The following is a 26,218-nucleotide window of genomic DNA, read 5'->3' on the forward strand; positions in this document are numbered from 1 at the left end:
ACCTGATGAACCGAAGGGGGCTCGCGTGCGTATCGCCTGCGCGGGTGGGGGGCCGGCCGGTCTGTATCTGGCGGTCCTCGCCAGGCTCCGGTCCGGTGGACGCGACGAGGTCGTCGTGCACGAACGCAACGAGGCGGGGCGGACCCACGGGTTCGCCGTCACCTACGGCGAGGACATGCTCGACGACGCGTTCCGCAACGATCCGGCGGGAGGCGAGGCGCTGCGCCGTGCGTCCCGGCTGTGGAACGCACAGGAGATCCGGGTCGGCGACCACCGCCCGGTGCACGTCGGCGGCAAGTACGGCTACGCGATCGCCCGCGTCGACCTGCTCGACGTGCTGGCGCGCCGGGCCGAGCAGCTGGGCGTGACGATCGAGTACGGCTCCCCGGTGGACCGCGCGGACCTCGACGCCGACCTGGTCGTCGCCTCCGACGGCGTCGGCAGCCGGATCCGCACCGCGCGCGCCGAGCACTTCGGCACCACCGTCGACGAGGGGACGAACCCCTACGTCTGGCTCGGCGCCGACAGTGACTCCGACACCTTCGTCTGGGACTTCCAGCCGACCGACGCGGGCTGGATGTGGATCCACCTCTACCCCTCGTCGAACGGGGTCAGCACCTGCATCGTCGAGTGCGAGCCCGACACCTGGGAGGCGCTGGGCCTGGACCACATGTCCGGGGCCGAGGCCGTCCGGCTCGTCGAGTCGGTCTTCCACCGCACGCTGGCCGGCCGCCGGCTCATCGAGCCCCTCGGCGGGCTCGGGGACAAGCCGTGGCTGCGCTTCCGCGAGGTCCGCAACCGGACCTGGCGCGACGGCGACCTCGTGCTGGCCGGCGACGCCGCGCACACCACGCACTTCGGGATCGGCTCGGGCACCGTGCTGGCCATGCAGGACTCGATGGGTCTGGTCGACGCCCTCTACGGCGTCGCCGGTCAGACGGCTGCGGCCGACCTGACCTGCCCGAACGGCCGCGGCGCCGCGCTGTCGGCCTACGACGCCCGCCGGCGTGCCGAGATCGGCCCGATCCAGGACGCCGCCCGGCGCAACATGCAGTGGTTCGAGCAGGCCGGACGCCAGCTCGAACAGGTCACCGACCCCGTCGAGTTCGCGTGGTCGCTCACCGACCGCCGGGGCGACATGGGCCGCATCCACCGCACCCTGCACCGCGCCACCCAGGTGCCCGCGCTGCGTCAGGTGCGGCGCGGTCTGACCACCGCCCGGCGCGTCCGGAGGTCCGCCCTACGCGGCCGGCACGACTGACGTTCCGGGCCGACACCGTTCGCCGATGGTGTCGGCGCCGTCACCGATCGTGGTCGGACCCGGTGTCCACACAGGCCCGCCACGTTCGTAGGGTCGTCGCGTCCCAGATCGATGACATCCGATGGAGGTCCGGTGTGAAGATCGTGGTCGTCGGTGGTGGACCGGCCGGTCTGTACTTCTCGATCCTGGCCCGGCTGCGGTCGGGCGGTCAGGACGAGGTCGTCCTCGCGGAGCGCAACGGTCCCGGCACGGCCTCCGGCTTCGCGGTCACACTCGGTGAGGACATCCTCGACGAGCTCTTCCGCACCGACCCCCTCGGTGCCGAGAAGGTGCGGGCCGCGGCGCACGTGTGGGACTCCCAGGTCGTGGAGGTGTCCGGGCGCCCGGTGCACCTCGGCGGGCGCTACGGCTACTCCATCGGCCGTGCGCGACTGCTGGAGGTGCTGGCGGAGCGGGCCCGCCAGGTCGGCGTGAAGCTCATGTTCGACACCGCCGTCGCCGCCGACGGTGACACCGCACGCGACCCGCTGACCGCGGACGCGGACGTCGTCGTCGCGGCGGACGGGGTCGGGTCCGCGATCCGCGCCGCCCGGGCCGACGTCTTCGGCACCCGGGTCGCCCACGGCGCGAACCGCTACGTGTGGTTCGGGACGAGCAAGCCGTTCCGGCCGTTCACCTTCGCGTTCGAGAAGACCCACGCCGGCTGGATCTGGTTCCACGCCTACCCTGCGGCGGACTGCGTCAGCACCTGCATCGTGGAGTGCACGCCGGAGACGTGGACGGGCCTGGGGCTCGACACGATGGCGCCCGACGAGGCCATGCGGATGCTCGAGGGCGTCTTCGCCCGCTCGCTCGACGGGCACTCGCTGATCGCCCCGCCCGGCATGGGGTCCTCGCCCTGGCTGCAGTTCCGCGAGGTCCGGAACATGTCCTGGCGCGACGGCAACATCGTTCTCGCCGGCGACGCGGCGCACACCACGCACTTCGCCATCGGCTCGGGCACCGTGCTCGCGGTCGCCGATTCGATCGCGCTGGCCGAGGAGCTGTACCCGCGTGGGACCCGCGGCACCGACGACGTCGAGGCCGCCCTCGCCGGGTACGACGCGCGTCGCCGCGCCGCGATGGCGCCCATCCAGCGGATGGCCCGGGCCAGCATGGAGTGGTTCGAGACCGTCCCGGAGAGCCTCGAGGGCGCCGACGACGCGCTGGCCTTCTCCTGGTCGCTGCTCGACCGCCGGCACGACCAGGGCCGGCTCAACGAGCGTCTGCACCGCGCGACGCAGGTGGAGCCGGTCCGTCAGGTCCGTCGCAGGCTGACCGCGGCCCGCCGGGTCCGCCGGGCGCTGGCCCGCGGCGAGATCACCCCCCGCGAGGCCCTGCAGCGCTGACCCGCGGCCCGGCGGGGCCGGCTCAGTCCCGGCCCCGCCCGGCCCCGGAACCCTCCCGTTCCTCGCGTGCGAGGAACGAGTGCTTCCGCCCGTAGACGGCGTAGACGACCAGGCCGAGCAGCAGCCAGCCGACGAACCGGATCCACGTGTCCAGGTTCAGGTTCAGCATCAGGTAGAGGCACGCGATCGCGGTGATCGCCGGCACCACCGGCGAGAACGGCACCGTGAACGGCCGGTCGAGGTCGGGGCGGGTCCGGCGCAGCACCGGCACCGCGATCGCCACGATGATCATCGCCGAGAGCGCGCCGATCGACACCATGTCGGCCAGTGCGGTGATCGGGGTGAACGCCGCGATCACCGCGCAGACGACACCACCGACGATCGTCATCCGGTGCGGGGTACCCCACGTCGGGTGCGCGGTGCCGATGGCCTTCGGCAGCAGGCCGTCGCGACCCATCGCGAAGCCGATCCGGCCGATCGTCACGAGCTCCACCATCATCACCGAGGTCAGCCCGGTGACCGCGCCGAGCGCGATCAGCGCGCCCACCCACGGCAGCCCGACCCCGGCGAACGCCGACGCCAGCGGGGCGCCGGTGTCGATCTCGGTGTAGGGGACCATCCCGGTGAGCACGATCGAGACGCCGACGTAGAGCACCGCGCAGATGGCGAGCGCGCCGAGCAGGCCGATCTTCAGGTCGCGGTCGGGACGCTCCGCCTCCTCGCCGAGGTTGGCCAGCGCCTCGAACCCGGTGTAGGCGAAGAACACCACCGCGGCCGCGGTGAGCATGCCGCCCACGCCGAACACGGTCGGCGCGAGCCCGAACACCCCGGAGATGATCGGCTGGGTGAACACCGAGCCGCCGTCCTCGGGCGCCTGCGCCGGCGGGATGAACGGCTGCAGGTTGGCCGGGTCGATGTAGAACACGCCCACGGCCAGGATCAGCACGCAGACCGCGAGCTTCACCAGGACCAGCAGGTTCGTCAGCCGCGCCGACTGCTGGATGCCCGCGACCGCGACGACCGTCAGCACCGCGATGATCAGCACCGCGCCGATGTTGACCGTCGCGTCCTCCCCGAACCACGCCGTCGGCAGCCCGAACAGTGACGCCAGGTAGCCGGACCAGCTGCGCGAGACGACGGCGAGGCCGAGGCCGAACTCCAGCAGCAGGTCCCAGCCGATGATCCAGGCGAAGACCTCGCCGAGGGTGGCGAAGGCGTAGGTGTAGGCCGAGCCCGCCGTCGGTACCGAGGAGGCCAGCTCGGCGTAGCAGACGGCGGCGAGCCCGGCGACGACCGCGCCGATGAGGAACGACAGCGTGACGGCGGGGCCCGCGTGCTGCTGGGCCTCGACCCCGGCGAGGGTGAAGATGCCGGTGCCGATGATGATGCCGACACCGAATCCGACCAGGTCGCGGGCCTTCAGCGTGCGCTTGAGGGGTGTCCCGTGTCCGTCGGCACCCCCGTCGCCGTGCTCGCTCCGGGCCAGGATCCGTTCCACCGGCATCGTGCGCGTCCAGCCCACTCCGCCACCCCCACTCGTCGTCGGTCGACCGGTCGTTGCGTGACGGTATGACGCCGGGTGACGACGCGCCGCACGAGGTGCGACGACGATCCTGATAATCCCGTGTGAACGTTCTGTTCTCCCTGTCCGAGTCGGCCACGATCGGGGCACGATGTCGGTCGTGGGCAACCGACCGGGTGCCCGCGACCGGAGGAGCCGTGGCGGAGCGCAGGCCGGGACGCCGACGGTCCCGGGCGGCCCGGGGGGCGGGGCTCGCCGTCGTCGCCGCGCTCGTGCTGGCCGCCGGGGCCGCCGGGGCGGCCGGGCCGGTGCCGACGGCCCTGGCCGGCCCTGCCGTGCCACCCCCACCCGCCGCCCGGCTGCAGCACGCCCCCGCGGCCGACGCGGAGCCGCCCGGCACCCTGCGCGAGCTCCTCGCGGCGATCACCGGGTCGGCGACGGCCGACCCGCTCGACCTCGCGCCCGGCACGCTCGCCGTCGACCGGGAGGGGGAGGAAGGGCTCGCCGTGTCCTGGGCGCTGCTCGACACCGACGACGGCCGCTGGACCGGCTCCGCGGACGCCGCGACCCGCCGCAGCGAGGCCGAGTCGACGATCAAGGCCTGGCTGGCCCTGGACACCCTGCGGGCCGCCGCGCAGCGGGGCCGCCCGGTCCCGCCCGCCGTACGTGCCGACATCGCCGCCGCCGTCCGCGCCTCCGACGACGGCGCGGCCGAACGGCTCTACCGCGCGCTCGGCGGCGACGCGAGCACCGCCCGGCTCGGACCGGAGTGCGGGGTGGCGGTGTCGACGTCGCGGCCCGGGTGGTGGTCCTACACGCAGGTCAGCGCGCTCGACGCCGCCCGCGTCCTCGCCTGCGTGCGCGAGCGCGCCCCCGGCCTGCCCGGCGGACCCGCACTGCTCGCCGACCTCGACGCCGTCACCCCGGACGGGCGGTCCGGGATCCGGCCCGTGCTCCCCGGCGCCGTCGCGGAGAAGAACGGCTGGACCCTGCACGGCGCGGACGGCTGGAACGTGCACTGCGTGCTGGCCTGGGAGGACCGCGCGCTGGCCGTCCTCACCACCTATCCGGGCGGGCTCGGCGTCGAGCACGGCTGGCAGGTCTGCCGCGACGTCGCCGCGGACGTGCTCGCCGCGTCCTGAGGCGGACGGTTTCGACGGGTCCGGCACCGGGAATGCGATCGATCGCCCCGACCCGACGAGAGGTGGACGATGACCGGCTTCTTCGGCCCCGGCGACCCCCGCGGCCCGGTGCACCGGATCGACCTGACCCGGCTGCTGAGCGGCGGTGCCCGCGAGATCATGGCCCGGGCCGCCCAGGAGGCCGCGGAACGCGGTGACACCGACCTCGACGCCACGCACATCCTGCTGGCCTGCGCCCGCACCGACACCACCCGCGGCTGGATCGCCCGGGCCGGCGGCGACCCGGACACGATCGCCCGCATCCTGGAGGAGCGCCTGCCACGCCCCGGCGGTGGCCACGACGCGGGGCGGCCGCCGTCGCTGACGCCGTCGGCCAAGCGCGCGCTGCTCGACGCGCACCAGATCTCCCGCTCGCTCGGGTCGAGCTACATCGGGCCCGAGCACCTGCTGCTCGCGCTCGCCGCCAACGAGGACTCCGCCGCGGGCCGGCTGCTCGCCCGCTCCCGGTTCAGCCCCGGCGCGATGACCCCGCAGGCCCCCGCCGGGCCGGGCGCGACGGGCACCCCGGACCCGGGCGCGGTCGCGGACACCGGCACCCCGACCCTGGACCAGTACGGTCAGGACCTCACGGAGGCCGCCCGCGGCGGCGGGTTGGACCCGGTCATCGGCCGCGCCGACGAGATCGAGCAGACCGTCGAGGTCCTGTCCCGCCGGACCAAGAACAACCCGGTGCTGATCGGGGAGGCCGGGGTCGGGAAGACCGCCGTCGTCGAGGGGATCGCCCAGCGCATCGCCGACGGCGAGGTGCCCGACACCCTGCGCGGGCGCCGCGTCGTGCAGCTGGATCTGGCCGGTGTCGTCGCCGGCACCAAGTACCGCGGCGACTTCGAGGAACGCATGCGCACGCTGATCGAGGAGATCCGGTCGCACAGCGACGCGCTGATCGTGTTCATCGACGAGCTGCACACGATGGTCGGCGCGGGCACCGGGGGAGGGGACGGCGGCGGTGCGATGGACGCCGGGAACCTGCTCAAGCCCGCGCTGGCCCGCGGCGAGCTGCACGTCATCGGCGCCACCACGCTCGACGAGTACCGCCGCCACATCGAGTCCGACAGCGCGCTGGCCCGCCGCTTCCAGCCGGTGCTGGTGCCCGAGCCGTCGGTGGAGGACGCCGTCACGATCCTGCGCGGCCTCGCCGACCGCTACGAGGCCCACCACCAGGTCCGCTACACCCCGGACGCGCTGCGCGCGGCGGTGGAGCTGTCCGACCGCTACGTCACCGACCGGTTCCTGCCGGACAAGGCGATCGACCTGCTCGACCAGGCCGGCGCCCGGGTCCGGTTGCGTACCCGCACCCCCACCGTGGACCGGCGGGCCGTCGAGCAGCGTCTCGACGCGCTGCAGCGCGACAAGGACCAGGCCGTCGCGCACGAGGACTACGAGAAGGCCTCCCAGCTGCGCGACGAGATCACCGCTGCCCGCGAGGAGCTGACCGCCGACCCCACCGACCCCGACGGTCGCGCACCCGTCGTCGGCGTCGAGGAGATCGCCGAGGTCGTCGCGCGCTCCACCGGCATCCCGGTCGCCCAGCTCACCGAGGCCGAACGGGACCGGCTGCTCAAGCTGGAGGACGAGCTGCACCAGCGCGTCATCGGGCAGGACGCCGCGGTCACCGCCGTGGCCGAGGCCATCCGCCGCTCGCGCTCCGGGCTCGGCGACGAGAACCGCCCGGTGGGCAGCTTCCTGTTCCTCGGCCCCACCGGGGTCGGCAAGACCGAGCTGGCCCGCGCCCTGGCCGTCGCGCTGTTCGGCGAGGAGGACCGCATGGTCCGCCTGGACATGAGCGAGTACGGCGAGAAGCACACCGTCGCGCGGATGGTCGGCGCCCCGCCCGGCTACGTCGGCTACGGCGAGTCCGGCGAGCTGACCGAGGCGGTGCGCCGGCGGCCGTACTCGGTGCTGCTGCTCGACGAGATCGAGAAGGCGCACCCGGACGTGTTCAACACGCTGCTGCAGGTCCTCGACGACGGCCGGCTGACCGACGGTCAGGGCCGTACCGTCGACTTCCGGCACACGGTGATCATCATGACCTCGAACGTGGGGTCGGAGCTGATCACCGGGCACGGGACCACGCTCGGCTTCGGCCCGGCCGCCGGCCCGGACACCACCCCCGCCGAGCGGGAGGACGCGGTGCTGCGCGACCGGCTGATGCCGCGGCTGCGGGAGGTCTTCCGGCCCGAGTTCCTGAACCGGATCGACGAGACCATCGTCTTCCGCCGGCTCGAGGCCGAGCAGCTCACCCGGATCACCCGGCTGCTGCTCGACGACACCCGCGACCGGCTCGGCCGGATGGACATCGGCTTCGAGATCAGCGACGACGCCGTCGCGCTGCTCGCCGAGCACGGGCACGCCCCCGAGTTCGGGGCGCGTCCGCTGCGCCGCACCATCCGCCGCGAGCTCGACAACCCGCTGTCGTCGATGCTGCTCGACGGGCGGATCGGCGCGGGCCGCACCGCCCGGGTCGGCGTCGAGGACGGGGCGTTGAGCATCGAGGCGGTGGCGGTCCCCACCGGCTGAACCCGACCTCGCGGGGTTCACATGCGAATGTGTGCATGTATGGTGGCCGCATGGGGCACGGACACGGACACGGCGGCGGGTCGGGCCACGGGCACGCCGGCGCGGGCACCGACCGCCGCCGGCTCGCGACGGCACTCGGCGTCACCCTGATCACGGCGGTCCTCGGCGCCGCGGGCGCGGTGTACACCGGCTCGCTCGCGCTGCTGGCCGACCTCGGCCACCTGCTCACCGACGCAGGGGCGCTGGTCGCGGCGCTGATCGCCAGCGTGCTCGCCACCCGACCGGCGACGACGTCGCGGACCTACGGGATGGGCCGGGCCGAGGTGCTCGTGGCGGCGCTGAACGCGCTGACCCTCGTCGCGGTCGTGGTGTGGGTGGGGATCGAGGCGGTGCAGCGGCTGTTCGTGCCCGCCGAGATCCCGGGCCTGCCGCTGCTGGTCATCGGCGTGCTCGGCCTGATCGGCAACCTGGTGTCGCTCGCCGTCCTGGCAGGCGGCGACCGCGGGAACATGAACCTGCGCGGTGCCATGCTGCACGTCCTCGGCGACGCCCTCGGCTCGGTGGGCGTGCTCGCCGCCGCCGTCGTCCTGATGACGACCGGCTGGCCCTACGCGGACACGATCGCCTCGCTCTTCATCGTCGCGCTCATCCTCCCGCGTGCCGTGGCGCTGCTGCGCGAGGCCGCGCACGTCCTGCTGGAGGGGGCACCCAAGGGGGTCGACGCCCAGGAGGTCAAGGCGGCGCTGCTGGCCGTCGACGGGGTGGCCGACGTCCACGACCTCCACGTGTGGGCGATCAACGACCGCACCCCGGCCATGTCGGCGCACGTCGTCGTCGACGAGGAGGTGTCCGCGCACTGCGGGGACACCTCGGTCCTCGACCGGGCCGGGCACATGCTGCGCGAGCGGTTCGGCCTCGACCACTCCACCCTGCAGGTCGAGCACGCAGCGCACACCGGGCACGAGAACCACTGCGGCTGAGACGCCCGATGGTCCGCGGGGCCGCCATGGGTAGCCTCCGGGCGTGGAGCACGCGTCCGGCCCGTCCACGCCCGAGGGGGCGAGCCCGCGTGACCGCGGCGCGGGCGTCGCCGGTGACCGTGCCGCGGCCGGGGGAGTGACCGCGCGCGCCGTCGCGCCGGACGGCGCCGGCATCGCTTTCGACGTCCGGGGCACCGGCGACCCGCTGGTGCTGCTGCCCGGACAGGCGAACTCGCGGCACTGGTGGAGCACCGTGCGTGCGGATCTCGTCGGGCACCGCACCGTCGCCGTGGACACCGCAGGCACGGGGTGCAGCGACGACGTCGTCGACCGCGACTGGAGCACACGCCGGCTCGCCCGCGATGTCGTCGCCGTGCTGGACGCGGCCGGGATCGACCGTGCCCACCTCTACGGGACGTCGATGGGCGGCCGGGTCGCGCAGTGGGTCGCCGCCGACCACCCGGACCGGGTGGGTGCGCTCGTCCTCGCGTGCACCACCGCGGGCGGACCCGACGCGGTCCCTCCCGCCCCGGAGGTTCTGCGTCGCCTCGCCGACCCGGCGGACAACGCCGCCGAGCTGCGACGGCTGATGGTCGGTCCGGAGACGACCGGCCCGCTGACCGTGCTCGGCGACGACACCATGAGCCCGGCGGCCCGGGCGGGGCACCGCCGGGCGAGCGCCCGCCACGACGCCGGGGACGCGATCGCGACGATCACCGCGCCGACCCTGGTCCTGCACGGTGCCGACGACGAGTTCACGCCGCCGGGGAACGGACGGCGCCTGGCCGCGCGGATCCCCGGGGCAGAGCTGCTCGTGCTGCCCGGCGCCCGGCACGCCTGCTTCCTCGACGGTCGTGCGACCGCCGCGGTCCTCACCTTCCTCGCACGTCACCCCCTGCGCTGACCGGCGGACCCGGCACCCACGTCGGCGGGCTCCGGCCGGACCAGCAGGCGGGCCCGGCCGTCGGCCGCGGCGACCCACCGCGGGCCGGTGCCCGGCCCCCGGCACGAGGTGCGACCGGTCCTAGCCCGCCAGGTGCGACCAGCGGGCCGACAGCTCGTCCCAGGTGCCCTCGTCGGCGACCCGCCCGCGGTCCAGCACGACCACCCGGTCGGCCCGGGCCAGCGCCGCCCGCTTCGTGCTCGCACCGACCACGGTGCTGCCGCGGCGGCGCAGCGCCGCCCACAGCTCGATCTCGGTGCGGACGTCCAGCGCGGAGGACACGTCGTCGGCGACGATGAGCTCGGCGCCGGTCGCCAGCGCCCGGGCCATCGCGACCCGCTGCACCTGCCCGCCGGACAGCCGGATGCCCCGGTGTCCGACGACGGCGTCCGGCCCGCCTGCCGTGGCCACGTCCCGGTCGAGCCGGGCGTCGCCGACCGCGTCCTGCACCGGCCGGTCGTGCCCGAGGGCGATGTTGTCGCCGAACGTGCCCGAGAGCACCCGGGGGACCTGCCCGACGTAGGCGACCTGCCCGGGACGCAGGAACGTCTGCGGATCGTCGACCGCGCGCCCGTTCCACCGGATGACGCCCTCGTGCCCGACCAGCCCGGCCAGGCCCGCGAGCAGGCTGGACTTGCCCGACCCGACCTGGCCGGTGACCAGCACCAGCGAGCCCGCGTCGATGTCGAGGTCCACACCCTCGACGCCGACGGTGCCGTCGTCGTGCACGGCGGTGACCTTCTCCAGGCTCAGCCGCTGCAGCGGCTCGCGCTCCGCCGGCTCCGGGGCCGGCGCGGCCCCGGTGGCCAGGTCGACCCCCGGCGGCAGCCGGGTCAGGTCCGCAGGACCCGCGAACGGGGCGACGGCTCGTAGCCAGCGCCGTGCGATCGGGGCCTCGGTGACCGCGGCCGCGCACACCTGCCCGAGGAACCCGGCCCCGTTCAGCGTGGTCGACACCAGCAGCGCCGTCGCCAGCGGCCAGGTCCCGGCCAGGTACAGCGACCAGGTGAGCACCACCGCGCCCTGCAGCAGCACGCCGGGGACACCGTCGAGCAGGGTGCGCACCCGGTACTCGCGGACCGTGGCCCGGACCCGGTCGCCGTCGACGGCGGCGAGGTGGGCCCGCAGGGCTCCGGTCGCGGCGGCGAGCTTCACCGTGCGCACCGACTCCAGGACCGATCCCAGCGCGGTGCCGAACCGGGCCCGTGCATCGGCCGCGATCCGCCCGGACCGCCCCGCGAACGGCGCCCCGATCGCCGCGACGCCCGCGCAGACCAGCAGGAACCCGCCGATGACGCCGGCCGCGCGCACGTCGGCCGCCACCAGCCCGGCCACCACGACGACGACCACCGAGTTGGTGACGTCGACCCAGCGGTCCACGTAGAGGATCATCCGATCCGAGTCCAGCGCCCGCGCCACGACCTCGCCCGCGGGGGAGCGCGGACCACGCCGCTGCATGGTCTGCCCGCGCAGCACCCCGAGCCGCAGCCGCAGCGTCGTCGCGGACCACCAGCGCGGGTAGGTGCGGAACGCGACGGCGATCCACACCGGGAACAGCATCAGCACCATTGTCAGCGCGGCGGCGGGCCCCCACGGCGTGCCGCCGCCCTCCAGCCCCGCGACGACGAGCCCCCACAGCCAGCCGGTGAGCACACCCGTGGCCGAGCCCAGGATGGCGAGGGTGAACATCGACCCGCCGGCCAGCCCCCAGCGCGGGTGGGCCAGCGCCAGCCGCAGCACGACCCGCCACAACGGGGGAGCGGGCACCGGGTCCACGGGCGGCACCGCGCGCCGGACCGCCCGGTGCAGCAGCGGCGACCCCGGGTCGGCGACCGCACCGTCGCGCCGCGCCCCCGCGGGCCCGGTCAGTACGGCCCCGGTGGCGCCCGTGGACCCGGGCAGGGACCGGTCCGCGGCGAGCAGGTCGGCGTAGCGGCCCGGCTCGGCGGCCAGCTGCTCCCGCGCACCGTGCTGGACCAGGCGGCCGTCGGACAGCACCGCGACGGCGTCGGCGCGGCGGATCGTCGACAGCCGGTGCGCCACGACGATCCCGGTGCGGCCCGCGAGCAGCGCCCGCGACGCGCGGGTCACCCGCTCCTCGGTGCGCGGGTCCATCCGCGCGGTGGCCTCGTCCAGCACGACGACGGCGACGTCGCGCACCAGCAGCCGGGCGAAGGCCACCAGCTGCTCCTCGCCGGAGGACAGTGCGATCCCGCCGGTGCCGAGGCGGGTGTCCAGGCCGTGGGGCAGGGCCTCGACCCACTCGTCGAGACCCAGCGCGGCCGTCGCGGCCTCGACCGCGCCGCGCGGGACGGCGGGGTCGAACAGTGTGACGTTCTCCGCGAGCGTCGCCGCCAGGATCTCGGTGCGCTGGGTGACCACGCCGACCCCGCGGCGCAGCCCGTCCAGGTCCAGGTCGCGCACGTCGACCCCGGCCAGGAACACCTGCCCGCGCGGCGGCTCCACGGCGCGCGAGAGCACCTTGGTGACCGTCGACTTCCCCGAGCCGGTGCGGCCGAGCAGCGCGCACGTCGTGCCGGCCGGCACGGTCAGGTCGATCCCGCCCAGGCGGAACCCGTCGTCGTATCCGGCGGTCAGCCCGCGCAGCTCCACCGACGCGGACCCCGGCGGCAGCGGACGGCCGCCCACGGGCTCCCGCTCGGTCTCCAGCAGCGACGACACCCGGGTGAGCGCACCCAGACCGGCCTGGATGTCGGGCATCCGGTCGACGACCGCGTCGATCTGCCCGACGAACGCGGTGACCAGCAGCCACAGCGTGACCAGCGCGGCGATCCCGCCCGGGTCGCCGGCGACCAGCCACACCCCGCCGAGCGCGAGCGCCCCGAGCAGCGCGTGCGCGACGGTGCCCGTCCGCAGCCCGAGCCGGGTCGCGATCCGGCACACCTCGTGGGTGCGCGCGACGACCGTCGCCGCCCGGCGGGCGAACCCGGCCACCACGTGCGGCTGGCCCAGCGAGGTGCGCACGTCGTCCTGCCCGGCAACCGCCTCCTCCAGCTGCGCCGCGTGGTCCGACCAGGCCGTCTCCTCGGCGACCTTGGCCCGCGCGATCTGCGGCGTCAACGGCCGCGCCACCAGCACGATCACGGCGGCGACCAGCGGGAACACGACGAACGCCGGCCAGAACACCAGCCCGGCGACGATCCACGCGACGACCGAGCGCAGCAGCGAGCGGCCGGTCTCCCAGCCGATCCGCCGGATGAGCTGGGCGAGCTGGCGGCAGTCGTCGTCGACCCGGTCGAGGAGCTCACCGACCGCCTGGTCCTCCAGCGCGGGCAGCGGCTGCGCCAGCGCGGACCCCACGAGGTCCGACCGGAGCCTCCCCTCCGCGCGCCCGACCACCCCGGAGAACAGGACCCGGCCCAGGGTGTCCAGCAGGGCGGCGCCCAGCAGCAGCGCGGCCAGCACGGCGACCAGGGTGGCCGTCGGCCCGCTCACCACCGCCCCCACCACGGTCGCCGCCGTCGCCTCCGCCACTGCGGCCACCACCGCGGCGCCCACCGCCACGACCGACACCGGTCCACCCAGCCGACGCCAGGACAGCGCGCGCACCCCCGACCCCCCCGACGAGACCGCGCTACGGGATCTCCGGCGCCGTCGATGATCGACGTTAACCGCGACCCCCGACAGAATCGCCCGGTTTTCGGCGGCCCTGCCCCCGATCGGCCGGTCGAAACCGGATCGGGCGGCGCCCCATACGAAGCGGTCGACAACGCCCCGAGGGGGCGCGGCCGGGCCCCCGGTGTCCGCATGCTTGGCCCGCAGCGACGCGTGGAACACGAGGGGGAACCGATGGGACCGTGGTCGACCAGGTGGGCCGGGGGCGCGCTCTGCGCGGTGGCGGCACTGGCATTCACCGCGTCACCGGCGCTGGCCGAGGACGCACCCGTACCGGAGCCCCCCACGTTCACCAGCACGCTCACCGCGACCCTGACCCCGGACGCGGTCCGCGCCGACGACGGCGCACCGGTGCCCGGCCAGCAGGGCGCGAGCGGACAGTTCACCCTGCGCCTGAACAGCCAGCAGGACATCGTCTGCTACGACATCCGGATGACCGGGGTCACCCCGCCGTTCAGCAGCCCCGCGCGGACCGCCACGCACCTGCAGGAGGGGCAGCCGAACGAGTCCGGCAACCCGCGGATGGTCTTCCCGGACCCGCAGGGCCCGCCCGGTGGCCCGATGACCAGCACGGGCTGCCTGCAGGGGCCGTTCACCACCGGCGTGGTCGTCGGCGGCGTCGACACCGGCACCGGGTTCACGGTCAAGGACCTGGAGGCCAACCCGGCGGCCTGGTTCGTCGACACCCACACCGAGCAGTACCGGACCGGCGCGGTGCGCGGGCAGCTGTCCAAGACGGGCTGACGGCGCTGCCGGGGCCGATGAGTCCGCGGCCCCGGCACGGTCGGTAGAGGGACGGACCCTCGACCCACCGCGGGAGACACCATGACCGGAGCGGCCACCACCACCCCGTCGCCGACCTCGAGCGGGCACCTGCCGGTCAACGGACTGGACCTGTACCACGAGATGTACGGCGAGCTCGGGACGTCGCCACCGCTGCTCCTGCTCCCGGGCGCGTTCATGGCCGCCGGCTCGATGGCGGCCTGGGCGGATGGGCTCGCCGACGACCGCACCGTGGTCGTCGCCGACATGCAGGGCCAGGGCCGGACACCGGACGCGCCCCGTGCGCTGTCCTACGAGCAGTTCGCCGACGACGCCGCGGCGCTGCTCCGCGGCCTGGGCGTCGACCGGGCGGACGTGATGGGCTACTCGCAGGGCGGCGGCGTGGCGCTGCAGCTCGCGCTCCGGCACCCGGACCTCGTCGGCAGGCTGGTCGTGATGGCCGCGACGTTCCGCCGCGACGGCTGGTACCCCGCCGTGCACGCCGCGATCACCGGGATGGACGCGACGACACTGGCCGGCTCGCCCGTCGAGTCCGCGTTCCTGGAGCACACGCCGGACCCCGTCGCGTTCGCGGCCTGGGTGGAGAAGGTGAAGGTCCTCAACGCCGAGGACCAGGAGATCCCCGACGACCGGATGCGTGCGATCACGGCCCGGTCCATGGTGATCGTCGGCGACGCCGACGGCGTGCGGCCCGAGCACGCGGTGGAGATGTTCCGCCTGCTCGGCGGCGGTGACGAACGGGCCGCGGCGACCGGGATGCTGCAGGAGGTCCCCCGTGCGCGCCTGGTGGTGCTGCCCGCGACCTCGCACATCGGCCTGGTGGGGGAGACGGCCACCCTCGTCCCGGCGATCACCGCGTTCCTCGACGACGTCGCACCCGCGACGCCGGACCTGTTCTGACCGCGGACGACGAGGGCCCCGCCGGATCGTCCGGCGGGGCCCTCGTCGTGGAACGGGTGGTGCTCAGTCCAGGTAGTCGCGCAGCACCTGGGACCGCGACGGGTGCCGCAGCTTCGACATCGTCTTCGACTCGATCTGGCGGATCCGCTCGCGGGTCACGCCGTAGACCTGGCCGATCTCGTCGAGGGTGCGCGGCTGGCCGTCGGTGAGACCGAAGCGCAGCCGGACGACGCCCGCCTCACGCTCGGACAGCGTCGCCAGCACCGACTGCAGCTGGTCCTGCAGCAGGGTGAAGCTCACCGCGTCGACCGCGACGACGGCCTCGGAGTCCTCGATGAAGTCACCGAGCTGCGAGTCGCCCTCGTCGCCGATGGTCTGGTCCAGGGAGATGGGTTCCCGGGCGTACTGCTGGATCTCCAGCACCTTCTCCGGGGTGATGTCCATTTCCTTGGCGAGCTCCTCGGGAGTGGGCTCACGCCCGAGATCCTGGAGCAGCTCACGCTGTATGCGGCCGAGCTTGTTGATGACCTCCACCATGTGCACCGGGATGCGGATGGTGCGGGCCTGGTCGGCCATCGCGCGGGTGATGGCCTGCCGGATCCACCACGTGGCGTAGGTCGAGAACTTGTAGCCCTTGGTGTAGTCGAACTTCTCGACCGCACGGATGAGGCCGAGGTTGCCCTCCTGGATCAGGTCCAGGAACGCCATGCCGCGGCCGGTGTAGCGCTTGGCCAGCGAGACCACGAGCCGGAGGTTCGCCTCGAGCAGGTGGTTCTTGGCGCGCTCGCCGTCCCGCACGATCCAGCGCAGGTCGCGCCGCAGCTGCGGGGACAGCTTCTCGTTGGACTCGAAGACCTTGCGGATGCGCTCGGCGCCGTAGAGGCCGGCCTCGATGCGCTTCGCGAGCTCGACCTCCTCCTCGGCGTTGAGGAGCGCGACCTTGCCGATCTGCTTCAGGTACGCGCGGACCGAGTCGGCCGAGGCGGTGAGCTCGGCGTCCTTGCGCGCCTGGCGCAGGGCCTCGGACTCCTCCTCGTCCCAGACGAAGTCCGCCGACTTCTGCTGCGACGCCCGGGTGGTCGGTGCCACCCGGTTCTTGCCGGTGTTGGTCTCGTCGTCGGAGTCGTCGTCATCGTCGTCGGACGACTCGTCGGCGGTCTCCTCCTTCGCGGCCTCGGCGAGGTCGGCCTCGATGTCCGAGGCGTCGATCTCGGAGTCCTCGAGGACGACCTCGTCGCCGTCGGCGTCCGGCTCGTCGCCGTCGGCCTTCTTGGTGGAGGCCTTCTTCGGGGCGGCCTTGCGCGGGCCGGTCTTCGGCGCGGCCTTGGTCGCCGTGCCACCCGCCGCGGCGGGCTTGCGGGTGCGTGCGGCCGGCTTCTTGGCGGTGCCGGTCGTCGCCGACGCGGTGCTCGTGGTGCCGGAAGTACGGCGGCTGCGGGATGCGGTACCCGACGTCGGTTCGACGGTCGAGTCGCTGCGTGCTGCGGAGTCTGCGGCTGCCACCTGGGCCCTCTCGCTACGTGCGCTGGAGTCGTTACGCGGCCCGGTCGCGGCGCGCTCGTCGGGGGAGACGAGGCCACGACGGCCGGGATGTCCTGTCCTGCCACCGCCTCGGTCGCCGGCGTCGATGGTGGTCGCCGCGCGTCCCGGAGACGGGGTACGCGTTCCATTGTAACTGCGTACCGGCCGGGGGGACGCACCTCACGCCGCCCCGCGCGTCCGGGTGGCTCCGCACGTGGTCGGATGGGGTGGTGAGCCCGCACGAGAGCAGCGATCCCGCCACCCTGCGCGCCGTCGCCGAGCAGGTCGCGGCCGAGGCCGCGGAGCACCTGCGCGGCCTGCCCGCACCGCACGACGACGGCGTCACGACGAAGTCCTCGCCGACCGACGTCGTCACCGCCTCCGACGCGTCGGTGGAGCGCTTCGTCCGTGACCGGCTCGCGCAGCTGCGCCCCGGCGAGCCGGTGTACGGGGAGGAGGGCGCGGGCGACGCCGCCGCCGCGCGTTGGGTGGTCGACCCGATCGACGGCACCGTGAACTACCTCTACGGGTTGCCCTGGTACGGGATCTCGATCGCCGCCGTCCTCGACGGGCAGGGCGTCGCCGGTGCCGTGTCCGAGCCCGCCTCCGGGCGTCTCTGGTCGGCCGGACGCGGTCTCGGCGCGACCCTCGACGGGCGCCCCCTGCGCGCCGCGGCGACGACCGAGCTGGGCCAGTCCCTGGTCGGTACCGGGTTCGCCTACCGCGCCGAGCGGCGCGCCCGCCAGGCCCGGATGGTCGCCGCGATGCTCCCCGAGGTCCGCGACGTGCGCCGGGCCGGCGCGGCGTCGCTGGACCTGTGCGCGGTCGCGGCCGGCTGGCTCGACGGCTACCTCGAGCACGGCTGCAACTGGTGGGACTGGGCGGCCGGTGCGCTGATCGCGACCGAGGCCGGTGCCGTCGTGCACGTCGCGGGCAGCCCCGGCGTCCGCGGTCCCGTCGACGGCGACGCCCTCGGTGCCGACGTCACCCTCGCCGCCGCGCCCGGGGTCGCCGCCGACCTGGCCGCGCTGGCCCGCCGCAGCGGCGCCGACACCGTCTGAGCGGTCCGGACCCCCCGCCCGGACGGTCGCGGCTCAGCAGACCGCGGCGCGGGCCTGGGCCAGCAGGCCCGGGTCCGCGCGCGGACCGCCCTCGGTCCCCGGCGCGGACAGCTGGTCCAGCACGTCGCGGGCCGCGCGGCCCGGTGCGACGTCGGTGAACGCCGACCCGACGACGACGTCGACCACCGCGCCCTGCCGGTCGTCGCGGATCAGCTCGACGCACGGCAGCGCGAGCGCCAGCGTCGACGCCGACGCCGTACCGGCCGGACCGAAGCGCACCTGCCCGATGCAGTCCAGGTCCCCCTCCGGGAACGCGGGGTCGTTGCCCGGCGTACCGGCCTCGCCGAACTGCAGGTCCTTCAGCTCGGCCGAGACCAGGTTCGCCTGCCCGCGCTGCCCGCCGGCGTTGAGGACCTGGAAACGGACGTCGTCCGGGGCGGTGGGGGCGGCGGAGTCGAGCTCGGCCCGATCGATCTCGGAGCCCGCCAGGGTCCCCGACGACGGCGCCGGGCAGTTCGTCGACGCCGAGCCGTCCGAGGCGGTGCCCAGCACGACCGCCCACGTGGCCACGGCCAGCACGGCCAGCAGCGCGGTGGTGACCAGGATGGGGCGGGACCGGCGCCGCTCGTAGGGACGGTCGCCGCGGGTACGGGTGGGAAGCATCAGAACGACCCTCCGTCCAGGACGTGGTGCCCCAGCGCGACGAGCGGGCCGACCGACCCGTCGAGGCCCTCGGCCATCTCCTCGGGCACCGACCCGGCCCGGACCCGGGCCAGGATCCCGGCGAGCACGACGGCCAGCTTGAACGCGCCGAACCCGACGTACCAGGGCAGCGGGCCGGCGTCGAGGCCGGTGCGCGCGGTGTAGCCCCCGACGAGCTCGCGCCGCGTCGGGAAGCCGGGCAGGCCGGTCGGGCTCGGCAGCGGCTGGGCCGCGGACCAGACGGCGTCGTCGCCGTCCTGCTTCCAGTAGACGAGCAGCAGCCCGAGGTCGGCCAGCGGGTCGCCGAGGGTGGACATCTCCCAGTCCAGCACCGCGCGGATACGGCCGGGGTCCTCGGCGTCGAACACGCAGTTGTCGAGCCGGTAGTCACCGTGCACGACGGTGTGCCGCTGCGCGGCGGGGACGTCGGCGGCCAGCCGCTCGGACAGCCGGGTGAGCTCGGACTCCTCGTCGGCGTCGACGGGGACGGGGTCGTCGCCGTCGCGGGCGGCGGCCCACTGCGTGCCCCAGCGCCGGATCTGGCGCTCCATGAAGCCGTCCGGGCGACCGAAGTCACCCAGCCCCGCCGCGGCCGGGTCGACGGCGTGCAGCGCGGCCAGCACGTCCACCAGCGCGTCGCCCGCGGCGCGGCGCTGCGCCTCGGTGGACGCCCAGCCCTCGGGCAGGTCGTCGAGCGGCACGACGCCGTCGACGAGCTCCATCACGAAGCAGGGGGCGCCGAGCACGTCGCCGTCGTCGGCGGCCAGCACCGCGGGGACGGGCACGGCGCTCGGCCCGAGAGCGGAGATCACGCGCTGCTCGCGGCCCATGTCGTGGGCGGTCGCGGCGACCTCGCCGACCGGCGGACGACGCAGCACGACGGCGCCGGCGGGGGAGGAGACCCGGTAGGTCAGGTTGGACCGCCCGGCGCCGATCGAGGTGAGCTGCGCCTCGCGCCACCGTTCGTCGCCGAGGGCCGTGGACAGCCACGCGCCGACGGTGGCGGGGTCGGCACCGGGCGTGGGCGTGCGGGCGCTCGTCGTCACACCGGGCGACACTAGTGCGCCCGGCGGCGCCCGCGCCCGGGCGACACCCGGCGTGATCGGGGGACTCGCCGCGACGCCCGCCGGACGCTGGGCTACCCTCCCCGCCGCCGGTGCCGGACCGGCCGCGACAGGACGCGCGACGGACGAGCCACCCGGACCTGCGGGGAAGGTGAGACCGGCGTCACTCCGGGAGCCGGGCACAAACCCGCTTCCCGCGACGTTCCTCAGCGGCACGCGACGACCAACCGATGCGAAGTACCGCTGTTCGAGGGCCGAATCGAGCAGCACGGACGTAAGGCAAGGGTGAGACCTGATGGCGACCGACTACGACGCCCCACGTCGCAATGAGGCCGACGAGATGGCCGAGGACTCGCTCGACGAGCTCAAGCAGCGCCGCAACGAGGCGCAGTCCGCGGTCGTCGACGTCGAGGAGACCGACACCGCGGAGAGCTACGAGCTCCCGGGCGCGGACCTGTCGGGCGAGGAGCTGACGGTGAACGTCCTGCCGAAGCAGGCGGACGAGTTCACCTGTGCGAGCTGCTTCCTGGTGCACCACCGGAGCCGTCTCGCCAGCACCTCGGGCGGGCAGTTCCTCTGCCGCGACTGCGCGGCCTGACCGGGCCCGCACTGCGGGACCACGACGACGGGCCCCGGCGGATTCCGCCGGGGCCCGTCGTGTGTCCGCGGGGTCAGCTCTGCTGGGGGTGCGGCGCCTGCGCGGCGATCGCCGCCCGCAGCGCGTCGGGACGGCGCGTGCTGAGCACCCAGTAGGGCTCGTCGCGGCCGGTCGCCTGGACCCGCACCAGCGGCCCCACCCACGCCCGGTGCAGCACGTAGGCCTGCGGGTCGAGGTCGGGGCCCATCGCCTGCTGCTTGTCGGCGCGCGCGACGGTGTCGGTGACCCCGGCCGCGGACAGCGGCAGCTCCCGGCCGTTCGAGATCAGCACGCCGTCGCGGACGGTGGTGCGGCTGCGGCCCATCCACCACAGGACGCCGACGCACAGCGGCACCATGACCAGATAGCCCAGCCACGCCCGCAGGCCGGGATAGCCCATGTGGATCTGCGCGCCCATCAGGACACCGAGCCCGACGGCGAGCAGGTACCACCACACCGGGACGGACAACCGCTCGTCGAACGCAGCAGGGCCAGCCGTCGCAGAGTCGGTCTCCGGAACCCGTTCGCTCACGAGGCCCAGGGTAGCGTCGCCCGCCGTGCCCGGTTCCGTGCCCGCTCCCCCGGACCAGCCGCCGGCAGCAGCGTCCGTCGACGTCCTGCTGACGCGGCTCGACCCCGACGTCCCCCACCCCGCGTACGCGCGGCCCGGGGACGCCGGGGCCGACCTCGTGACGACCACCGACGTGGTCCTCCTGCCCGGGCGCCGGGCGCTCGTCGGGACCGGGGTGGCGATCGCGCTGCCCGAGGGCTACGCCGGGTTCGTGCACCCGCGGTCCGGCCTCGCGGCCCGCTGCGGGTTGTCGATCGTCAACGCGCCCGGCACCGTGGACGCCGGGTACCGGGGCGAGATCACGGTGTGCCTGGTCAACACCGACCCGGACACGCCGGTGGAGCTGCGCCGGGGGGACCGCATCGCGCAGCTGGTGGTGCAGCGGGTCGAGACGGCCCGGTTCGTGGAGGTCACCGCGCTGCCCGCGTCGGTACGCGGCGCCGCCGGTCACGGCTCGACCGGCGGGAACGCCGCGCTCGTCGCCGGGGGAGGGGACCAGTAGATGCCGGGACGCGCACGCGGTCGGATGTTCGACATCCGTCCCGAGGACGGGGTCGAGGACACCGGGACGGGTGCCTATCCGGGCTATCCCGGCTACGGCGACTCCGACATCGACGACTTCGACGACTACGCCGACCACTACGCCGAGCAGGACGTCCGTCGCGGGGCGCCGCCGGTGAACGGCGCGGCCCCGCGCAACGGCTCCGGACCCGGTGCGCCGAACGGCAGGCCGCCCGCGCCGGGGCGCAACGGCCCCGTACCCGCCGCCGGCCGCCCGGTACCGGGGAACGGCCGCCCGGCCGGCCCGCGGACCGGTGCCGTCCCCGCCCCCGACGGCTCCGCCGCGGCGACGACGGCGGTGCGCGCGGTCGGTCGCGACACCACCGGCGGTCCCCCGGCCCCCGGCGCCTCCGGGCGCCTGCCCGGCCCCGCACCCGCCGGGCACGACGACCGGGTCGCCCCCGACGGCCGCTGGGACGACGAGGAGCCGCCGCTGCTGTCGCACCGGGCCGAGGACGACGAGCTCGCCTACGCCCGCGACCGCACCCCGCAGGGCTTCGACGGCGGCGACCCCGACGACCCGTCCTGGGGCCGGCGCCGCTCCGCGCCGCCCTCCGACGACCTCGACGACGAGGAGGACGACGACTACGACTACGACGACGAGGACGAGTACGACGAGGACGAGTACGGAGTCGGCGACGCCCCGCTCTCGGTCCCGCCGCCCGGCAGCGGCGGCCGCCCACTGGGCCCGGCCGACGTCGAGGAGCTCGACCCGTCGATGACCGACGCGCTCGCCCGCGTCGACCTCGGTGCCCTGCAGGTCCCGGTGCCCTACGGCGCCGAGCTGAAGCTGGAGCCCGCGGGTGCCGAGCGCCCCCAGGCCGTGCACCTGCTGCTGGCCGAGGGCCGGATCGCGGTGAGCGCGCTGGCCGCGCCACGGTCGTCCGGTCTGTGGGCGGACCTGTCCGCGGAGATCGAGCAGTCCCTGCGCAAGGGCGGCGCCCGGGTGCGCAACGCCCGCGGCGACTGGGGCCGCGAACTCCATGCCCGCACCGAGAACGCCGCCTCGGTGTTCGTCGGCTGCGACGGCCCGCGCTGGATGGTCTACGGCGTGGCGACGGCGTCGCTGGAGACCGTCGAGGCCCTCGACGTGGAGCTCCGCCGCGTGCTGCGGGGGATCATCGTCGTCCGCGGGAAGTCGCCGTACCCGCCGCGGACGGTCCTGCCGCTGGAGCTGCCCGAGCACCTGCGCGAGCAGCAGCCCGAGGTCGGGCCCCAGAAGCCCAGCATCACCGTCTCCGTCCCGGCCCCCACCGGCGCGACGGGGGCGACCCCGGTGCCGTCGGGAACCACCGGCGCGACCCCGGTGCCGTCCGGCCCGGCGACCGGCGCCCGCCCGGTGCCGGCCGCCGCCTCCGCGGAACCGGCGACGCCGGTCGAGCCCGCCCGACCGGCACGTCCGCGCCGCGCCGCGCCCGCCGCCGCCTCCCCGGCACCGGCCACGCAGCCCGCCGCGGGGCCGAGGGGGCCCCGCCCGTCGGTCGAGGACGCCGACCCGCGCACCCGCGCGTTGCCGCAGGTCCGCCGCCCAGCCGCGGCGGCTCCGGCAGAGCTGCCCGCGGAGCGCACGGAGCTCACCCCCGCCGTCCGCGCCGACGAGTCGCCCGCCGAGCGCACCGCGCTGACCGGCGGCCCGCTGGTCACCCCCGGGCCCGAGGCGCGGCCCGGCCGCCGTCGCGGACGTCCGGCCCGGCCCGACCGGACCGGCGCGAACCGGCTCGGCGGCGCCCCGGCCGGTGCCGCCCCGGCCGGGGGCGTCCCCGGCAGCGCGAGCCCGACCGGCGCGATCCCGACGGCGGGTGGCGTCGCGCCCGCGGCCGGCCCGGTCCGGCCCGGGGCCGACACCGGTGCGCGCCCGCTGCCCGGCCGCGCGTCGACCCACGCCCCGGCGCCGCTGCACGCACCGGACCCGGCGCCGTCCGCAGCCGCCCCGGTCCGGGCCGTCGAGCCCGAGCCGGTGGAGCCCCCGGCCCGCCGGGACCCGGCGGTGACCACGCTGTCGGTCGCCGACCTGCTCGCGGGCGCCGAGGAGGACCGGTCCGCGACCCCGCTCGCCGGTTTCGGCCGGGGCGCGTCGGCCGGCGACATCCTGGACACCGGCACCCCCGTGCCGGCCCCCGCCCTCGACGACGGCGCCCCCCTGTCCGGCACCGCCCTCGACGGCCGTACGGCTCTCGACCCCGGCACGGCTCCCGGTGTCGGCCCGGCCCTCGGCGGCAGTACCGACATCGGGACCGGTACCGGCCTCGGGGACGGTGACGCCGCGGACGGGCGCGAGACCCGTGGCAGCGCGACCACCGCCGGCGGTGCCGCGGGCACGGCCGTACCGGGCACCGGTGGGGCGGGCCGGCGCTCCCGGCGTGACCGCGCGGCCGACGCCACCCGTGTCGACGCCGCGGACCTGCTCGCCGGGCGCACCCGGGACACCCCGGCCGCCACCCCCGAACCGGCGGCGCAGCCCACCGGGGCCATCGAGGACATTCCGCTGTCGGACGTGCCGCTGATGGAGGCCACGCTCGACCGGCTCCCGGCCCCGCCGGAGCCCGCCGCGCCCGCGGCGACCCGTCGTCGGCGGGGCGCCCGCCCCACCGCGGACGCGCCCGGCCACACGGCACCCGCCGACCCCACCCCGGACGACGACGGCTGGCTGTCCGCCGAGATCGCCGCCAGCCGCCGCTCCGGCCGGCACGGAGCGGGGGCGGGCACCTCGGTGGCCGACCTGCTCGCCGCCGTCGCCCTCGACGCCCCCGCGGGCGGGGGACGACGCCGCGAACCCGACGCCGTCCCCGACGCCGGGAGCGGCACCGCGGGTCCCGCGCCCGCGGGTCCCGCACTCGCCGGTTCCGCGCTCGCCGGTTCCGCACCGCTCGGCGCGGACGCCGACGAGGACCGGAGGACCGGTGTGGGACACCGCACCGAAGCGGCCCCTGCATCACCCAGCTCTGCGTCGCCGAATCCCGCGTCGCCGAACCCCACGGTGACGGGCCCCGCATCGCCGGGCCCGTCCGACCGTGGAACGGACGACCGGGCGGAATCGGGCACGAACGGCCGGGCCGTGCCGGGCCCGGGCGGGGACGACCTGTTCCGGGCCGCGGGCGACGCGGGCCGCCCCTGGCACGGAGGCGGTCCCACCTCGGCCGACGAGGCACGCAGCGCCCTGCAGGACCTGCTCCGCAGCGCGTCGGCCGACCGCGGACCCGACGCCGACGGGCGGGGGGCCGACCGTGCCAACGGGCACGGCGGCGTCACCGGCCTGGCCGACTACCGGGCCAGCCGGGCCGCCGCCGGACGGGCCGCGGCCCGCGCCGCCGAGGACCCCGCGGACGCGGACCCGGCCCGCACCGGCACCGCGGACGACGACACCGACGAGGTCCCCGACGCGCTCGACGCCGGCCGTGCCGCGGGCGGGTCCGGGCTCACCGGCCAGTGGTCGTCCGGTCGGCGCGCGGGCGGCACCGGTCCCCGCGACCTCGGACGGCACCGCCGGGACTGAGCGGCAGCGCGGTGGGCGCGGGTGTCCGGTACGCCCGGCCCGCGCCTGCCCGCCGACCACCGGGCGCGGCCCGGGAACCGGTCGGCGGGGCGGTGACCGGGAGGTCAGGGCCGCCACGGGCACAAACCGGAGCGTCCGCGCGTTAGGCTCTCGGGGCCACCACGACACCCTGTCGGGTCGCCACGCGAGTGCGGGTCACCGGAGGGTCCGGTGACCCCGGGCCGGTACCGGATGCGGGCCGAGGAGAGACATGGGCAGCACGGATGGCGGAGCGTTCCGCCGGATGCTCCGCAAACTCACCAGCGACGTCGACGAGCTCGACGCGCGCGATCTCGCCGAGGACGTCGAGGAGACCGGGGCACGCCCGGCCCGCGACTGCGCCTGCGGCGAGGAGGTCACGATGCTCGGCCGGATCCGCAGCGTCGACCTCTGTCCGCAGAGCGCCGACGCCACGCTGAAGGCCGAGCTGTTCGACGGCACCGACGGTGTCACCCTGGTCTGGATGGGCCGGCGCAGCATCCCCGGTATCGAGGCCGGGCGCACCATGCGGGTCCGTGGCCGGATCTCGGTCCGCGACGGTCGCAAGGTGCTCTACAACCCGTACTACGAGATCTGCCAGGCGCAGTGACCCGCGGGACCCTCGCGGTCTGCTCCTGAGCCGACGGATCGGACCGGCTTGAACGACCACCACCACGACGCCCCGACCACCCGGATCCCGCGTGTCCCCGACGTGGACCCGCAGGACCGGACCGCGCCACTCGGCAGGCCGGTGGCGGCACCGGAACACGCCGCCGGGCCCGGCCCGGACCGGACCGGCCCCGCGGGGCCACCGGCGACGGACGCGGGCGGCGAGGCTCCGACCCCCACCCTGCTCGAGCAGATGGGCGGGGTCACCGGGATCGTCGCCTCGACGATCCCGGTCGTGGTGTTCGTCGTCGCCAACATCCTCGGCGACCTGCGGACCGCGCTGTACGCCGCGATCGGCGCCGGGGCGCTGGTGCTGCTATGGCGCCTCGTCCGGCGCGACCCGGTGATGCCGGCGATCTCCGGCCTGCTCGGCGTCGGGGTGTGCGCGCTCGTCGCGAGCCGGACCGGCGAGGCCCGCGGCTTCTACCTGCCCGGTCTGCTCTACAGCGGCGCCCTCGGGATCGTCGCACTGGTCTCGATCATCGTCCGCTGGCCGCTGGCCGGGGTGATCTGGCACAGCATCAACGGACACGGCACCGAGTGGCGCCGGGACCCCCACCTGGTCCGCGCCTACGGCTGGGCCACCGCGGTGTGGGCGACGACCTTCCTCGCGAAGGTCGTCGTGCAGGGCGGGCTGTACCTGGCCGACTCCGAGACCTGGCTGGGCGTCGCGCGGCTCGCGATGGGCTACCCGCTCACCGGGGTCGCGATCCTGGCCACGATCCTCATCGTGCGGCGCGCCGAGCGCGCCCGCACCGCGACCGCCTGACCCGCACCGGCGCGCGACGT

General features: G+C 75.7%; 19 protein-coding genes and 1 pseudogene. 14 read left to right on the forward strand and 6 right to left on the reverse strand.

The features are described 5' to 3' along the window. Positions 1-25 precede the first annotated feature (25 nt). Complete coding sequence (locus tag ATL51_RS27360; protein ID WP_301549218.1) at positions 26-1,261, forward strand: FAD-dependent monooxygenase; 1,236 nt, start codon at positions 26-28, stop codon at positions 1,259-1,261. A gap of 134 nt (positions 1,262-1,395) precedes the next feature. Continuing rightward, positions 1,396-2,649, forward strand: a complete 1,254-nt coding sequence (locus tag ATL51_RS27365; protein ID WP_073577003.1) for an FAD-dependent monooxygenase — start codon at positions 1,396-1,398, stop codon at positions 2,647-2,649. A gap of 22 nt (positions 2,650-2,671) precedes the next feature. Here ATL51_RS27365 and ATL51_RS27370 read toward each other — a convergent pair whose 3' ends face one another. Beyond that, positions 2,672-4,171: an APC family permease gene (locus ATL51_RS27370; protein ID WP_301549219.1), complete on the reverse strand. Its 1,500-nt coding sequence runs from the start codon at positions 4,169-4,171 to the stop codon at positions 2,672-2,674. Between the two features lie 197 nt (positions 4,172-4,368). Here ATL51_RS27370 and ATL51_RS27375 point away from each other — a divergent pair, with 197 nt between their 5' ends. From ATL51_RS27375 to ATL51_RS27390, 4 genes are all read left to right on the forward strand, one after another. Continuing rightward, positions 4,369-5,313, forward strand: coding sequence for a hypothetical protein (locus ATL51_RS27375; RefSeq protein WP_100880362.1), 945 nt, complete (start codon positions 4,369-4,371; stop codon positions 5,311-5,313). 69 nt (positions 5,314-5,382) lie between these two features. After that, on the forward strand, positions 5,383-7,890 hold the full coding sequence (locus ATL51_RS27380; RefSeq protein WP_100880363.1) for an ATP-dependent Clp protease ATP-binding subunit: 2,508 nt from the start codon (positions 5,383-5,385) through the stop codon (positions 7,888-7,890). A gap of 50 nt (positions 7,891-7,940) precedes the next feature. Beyond that, on the forward strand, positions 7,941-8,870 hold the full coding sequence (locus ATL51_RS27385) for a cation diffusion facilitator family transporter (RefSeq protein ID WP_100880364.1): 930 nt from the start codon (positions 7,941-7,943) through the stop codon (positions 8,868-8,870). A gap of 43 nt (positions 8,871-8,913) precedes the next feature. Beyond that, a complete protein-coding gene (locus tag ATL51_RS27390; RefSeq protein WP_301549220.1) occupies positions 8,914-9,774 on the forward strand; it encodes an alpha/beta fold hydrolase in 861 nt (286 codons plus the stop codon). Positions 9,775-9,894: 120 nt separating this feature from the next. Here ATL51_RS27390 and ATL51_RS27395 read toward each other — a convergent pair whose 3' ends face one another. After that, the gene (locus ATL51_RS27395; protein ID WP_208623088.1) at positions 9,895-13,347 is read right to left on the reverse strand and encodes an ATP-binding cassette domain-containing protein; all 3,453 of its coding nucleotides are present in this window, start codon (positions 13,345-13,347) and stop codon (positions 9,895-9,897) included. A 321-nt stretch (positions 13,348-13,668) separates the two neighbouring features. On the opposite strand from ATL51_RS27395, the gene ATL51_RS27400 reads away from it, so the two are divergent. Then, positions 13,669-14,193 carry a CHRD domain-containing protein gene (locus ATL51_RS27400; RefSeq protein ID WP_157818548.1) on the forward strand — a complete coding sequence of 175 codons (525 nt, stop codon included), beginning with the start codon at positions 13,669-13,671 and terminating at the stop codon, positions 14,191-14,193. Positions 14,194-14,274: 81 nt separating this feature from the next. Continuing rightward, positions 14,275-15,132 (forward strand): alpha/beta fold hydrolase, encoded by an 858-nt coding sequence (locus ATL51_RS27405; RefSeq protein WP_100880367.1) that lies wholly within the window; start codon positions 14,275-14,277, stop codon positions 15,130-15,132. A gap of 63 nt (positions 15,133-15,195) precedes the next feature. Here ATL51_RS27405 and ATL51_RS27410 read toward each other — a convergent pair. Beyond that, positions 15,196-16,653: pseudogene (locus tag ATL51_RS27410) on the reverse strand (RNA polymerase sigma factor); the annotation flags it as partial. A 230-nt stretch (positions 16,654-16,883) separates the two neighbouring features. Between ATL51_RS27410 and ATL51_RS27415 the strand changes: the two are divergent. After that, positions 16,884-17,714, forward strand: coding sequence for an inositol monophosphatase family protein (locus ATL51_RS27415; RefSeq protein WP_100880980.1), 831 nt, complete (start codon positions 16,884-16,886; stop codon positions 17,712-17,714). A 33-nt stretch (positions 17,715-17,747) separates the two neighbouring features. Here ATL51_RS27415 and cei read toward each other — a convergent pair whose 3' ends face one another. Continuing rightward, a complete protein-coding gene (cei, locus tag ATL51_RS27420; RefSeq protein ID WP_301549221.1) occupies positions 17,748-18,377 on the reverse strand; it encodes an envelope integrity protein Cei in 630 nt (209 codons plus the stop codon). Beyond that, positions 18,377-19,462, reverse strand: coding sequence for a phosphotransferase family protein (locus tag ATL51_RS27425; RefSeq protein ID WP_100880369.1), 1,086 nt, complete (start codon positions 19,460-19,462; stop codon positions 18,377-18,379). The genes cei and ATL51_RS27425 overlap by 1 nt, the downstream gene beginning before the upstream one ends. Before the next feature lie 313 nt (positions 19,463-19,775). Here ATL51_RS27425 and ATL51_RS27430 point away from each other — a divergent pair, with 313 nt between their 5' ends. Next, positions 19,776-20,078, forward strand: a complete 303-nt coding sequence (locus ATL51_RS27430) for a DUF4193 domain-containing protein (RefSeq protein ID WP_010223990.1) — start codon at positions 19,776-19,778, stop codon at positions 20,076-20,078. A gap of 73 nt (positions 20,079-20,151) precedes the next feature. On the opposite strand, the gene ATL51_RS27435 is transcribed toward ATL51_RS27430, so the two are convergent. Continuing rightward, positions 20,152-20,649 (reverse strand): DUF3093 domain-containing protein, encoded by a 498-nt coding sequence (locus ATL51_RS27435; RefSeq protein WP_073576993.1) that lies wholly within the window; start codon positions 20,647-20,649, stop codon positions 20,152-20,154. Between the two features lie 25 nt (positions 20,650-20,674). Here ATL51_RS27435 and dut point away from each other — a divergent pair, with 25 nt between their 5' ends. From dut to ATL51_RS27455, 4 genes are all read left to right on the forward strand, one after another. Next, the gene (dut, locus tag ATL51_RS27440) at positions 20,675-21,190 is read left to right on the forward strand and encodes a dUTP diphosphatase (RefSeq protein ID WP_100880370.1); all 516 of its coding nucleotides are present in this window, start codon (positions 20,675-20,677) and stop codon (positions 21,188-21,190) included. Next, a complete protein-coding gene (locus tag ATL51_RS27445) occupies positions 21,191-24,742 on the forward strand; it encodes a DUF3710 domain-containing protein (RefSeq protein ID WP_100880371.1) in 3,552 nt (1,183 codons plus the stop codon). Positions 24,743-24,992: 250 nt separating this feature from the next. Further along, positions 24,993-25,370 (forward strand): OB-fold nucleic acid binding domain-containing protein, encoded by a 378-nt coding sequence (locus tag ATL51_RS27450; RefSeq protein WP_020622832.1) that lies wholly within the window; start codon positions 24,993-24,995, stop codon positions 25,368-25,370. 48 nt (positions 25,371-25,418) lie between these two features. Next, complete coding sequence (locus ATL51_RS27455; RefSeq protein WP_100880372.1) at positions 25,419-26,198, forward strand: DUF3159 domain-containing protein; 780 nt, start codon at positions 25,419-25,421, stop codon at positions 26,196-26,198. The last annotated feature ends 20 nt before the right edge of the window (positions 26,199-26,218 follow it).

The organism is Pseudonocardia alni (genome assembly GCF_002813375.1).
GTDB classification, from domain to species: Bacteria; Actinomycetota; Actinomycetes; order Mycobacteriales; family Pseudonocardiaceae; genus Pseudonocardia; species Pseudonocardia alni.

Bases quoted from the DNA above. Each gene is read 5' to 3' on its own strand.
- cei (WP_301549221.1), bottom strand. From the start codon at position 18,377: ATGCTTCCCACCCGTACCCGCGGCGACCGTCCCTACGAGCGGCGCCGG.
- ATL51_RS27380 (WP_100880363.1), top strand. From the start codon at position 5,383: ATGACCGGCTTCTTCGGCCCCGGCGACCCCCGCGGCCCGGTGCACCGG.
- ATL51_RS27385 (WP_100880364.1), top strand. From the start codon at position 7,941: ATGGGGCACGGACACGGACACGGCGGCGGGTCGGGCCACGGGCACGCC.
- ATL51_RS27405 (WP_100880367.1), top strand. From the start codon at position 14,275: ATGACCGGAGCGGCCACCACCACCCCGTCGCCGACCTCGAGCGGGCAC.
- ATL51_RS27450 (WP_020622832.1), top strand. From the start codon at position 24,993: ATGGGCAGCACGGATGGCGGAGCGTTCCGCCGGATGCTCCGCAAACTC.
- ATL51_RS27445 (WP_100880371.1), top strand. From the start codon at position 21,191: ATGCCGGGACGCGCACGCGGTCGGATGTTCGACATCCGTCCCGAGGAC.
- ATL51_RS27430 (WP_010223990.1), top strand. From the start codon at position 19,776: ATGGCGACCGACTACGACGCCCCACGTCGCAATGAGGCCGACGAGATG.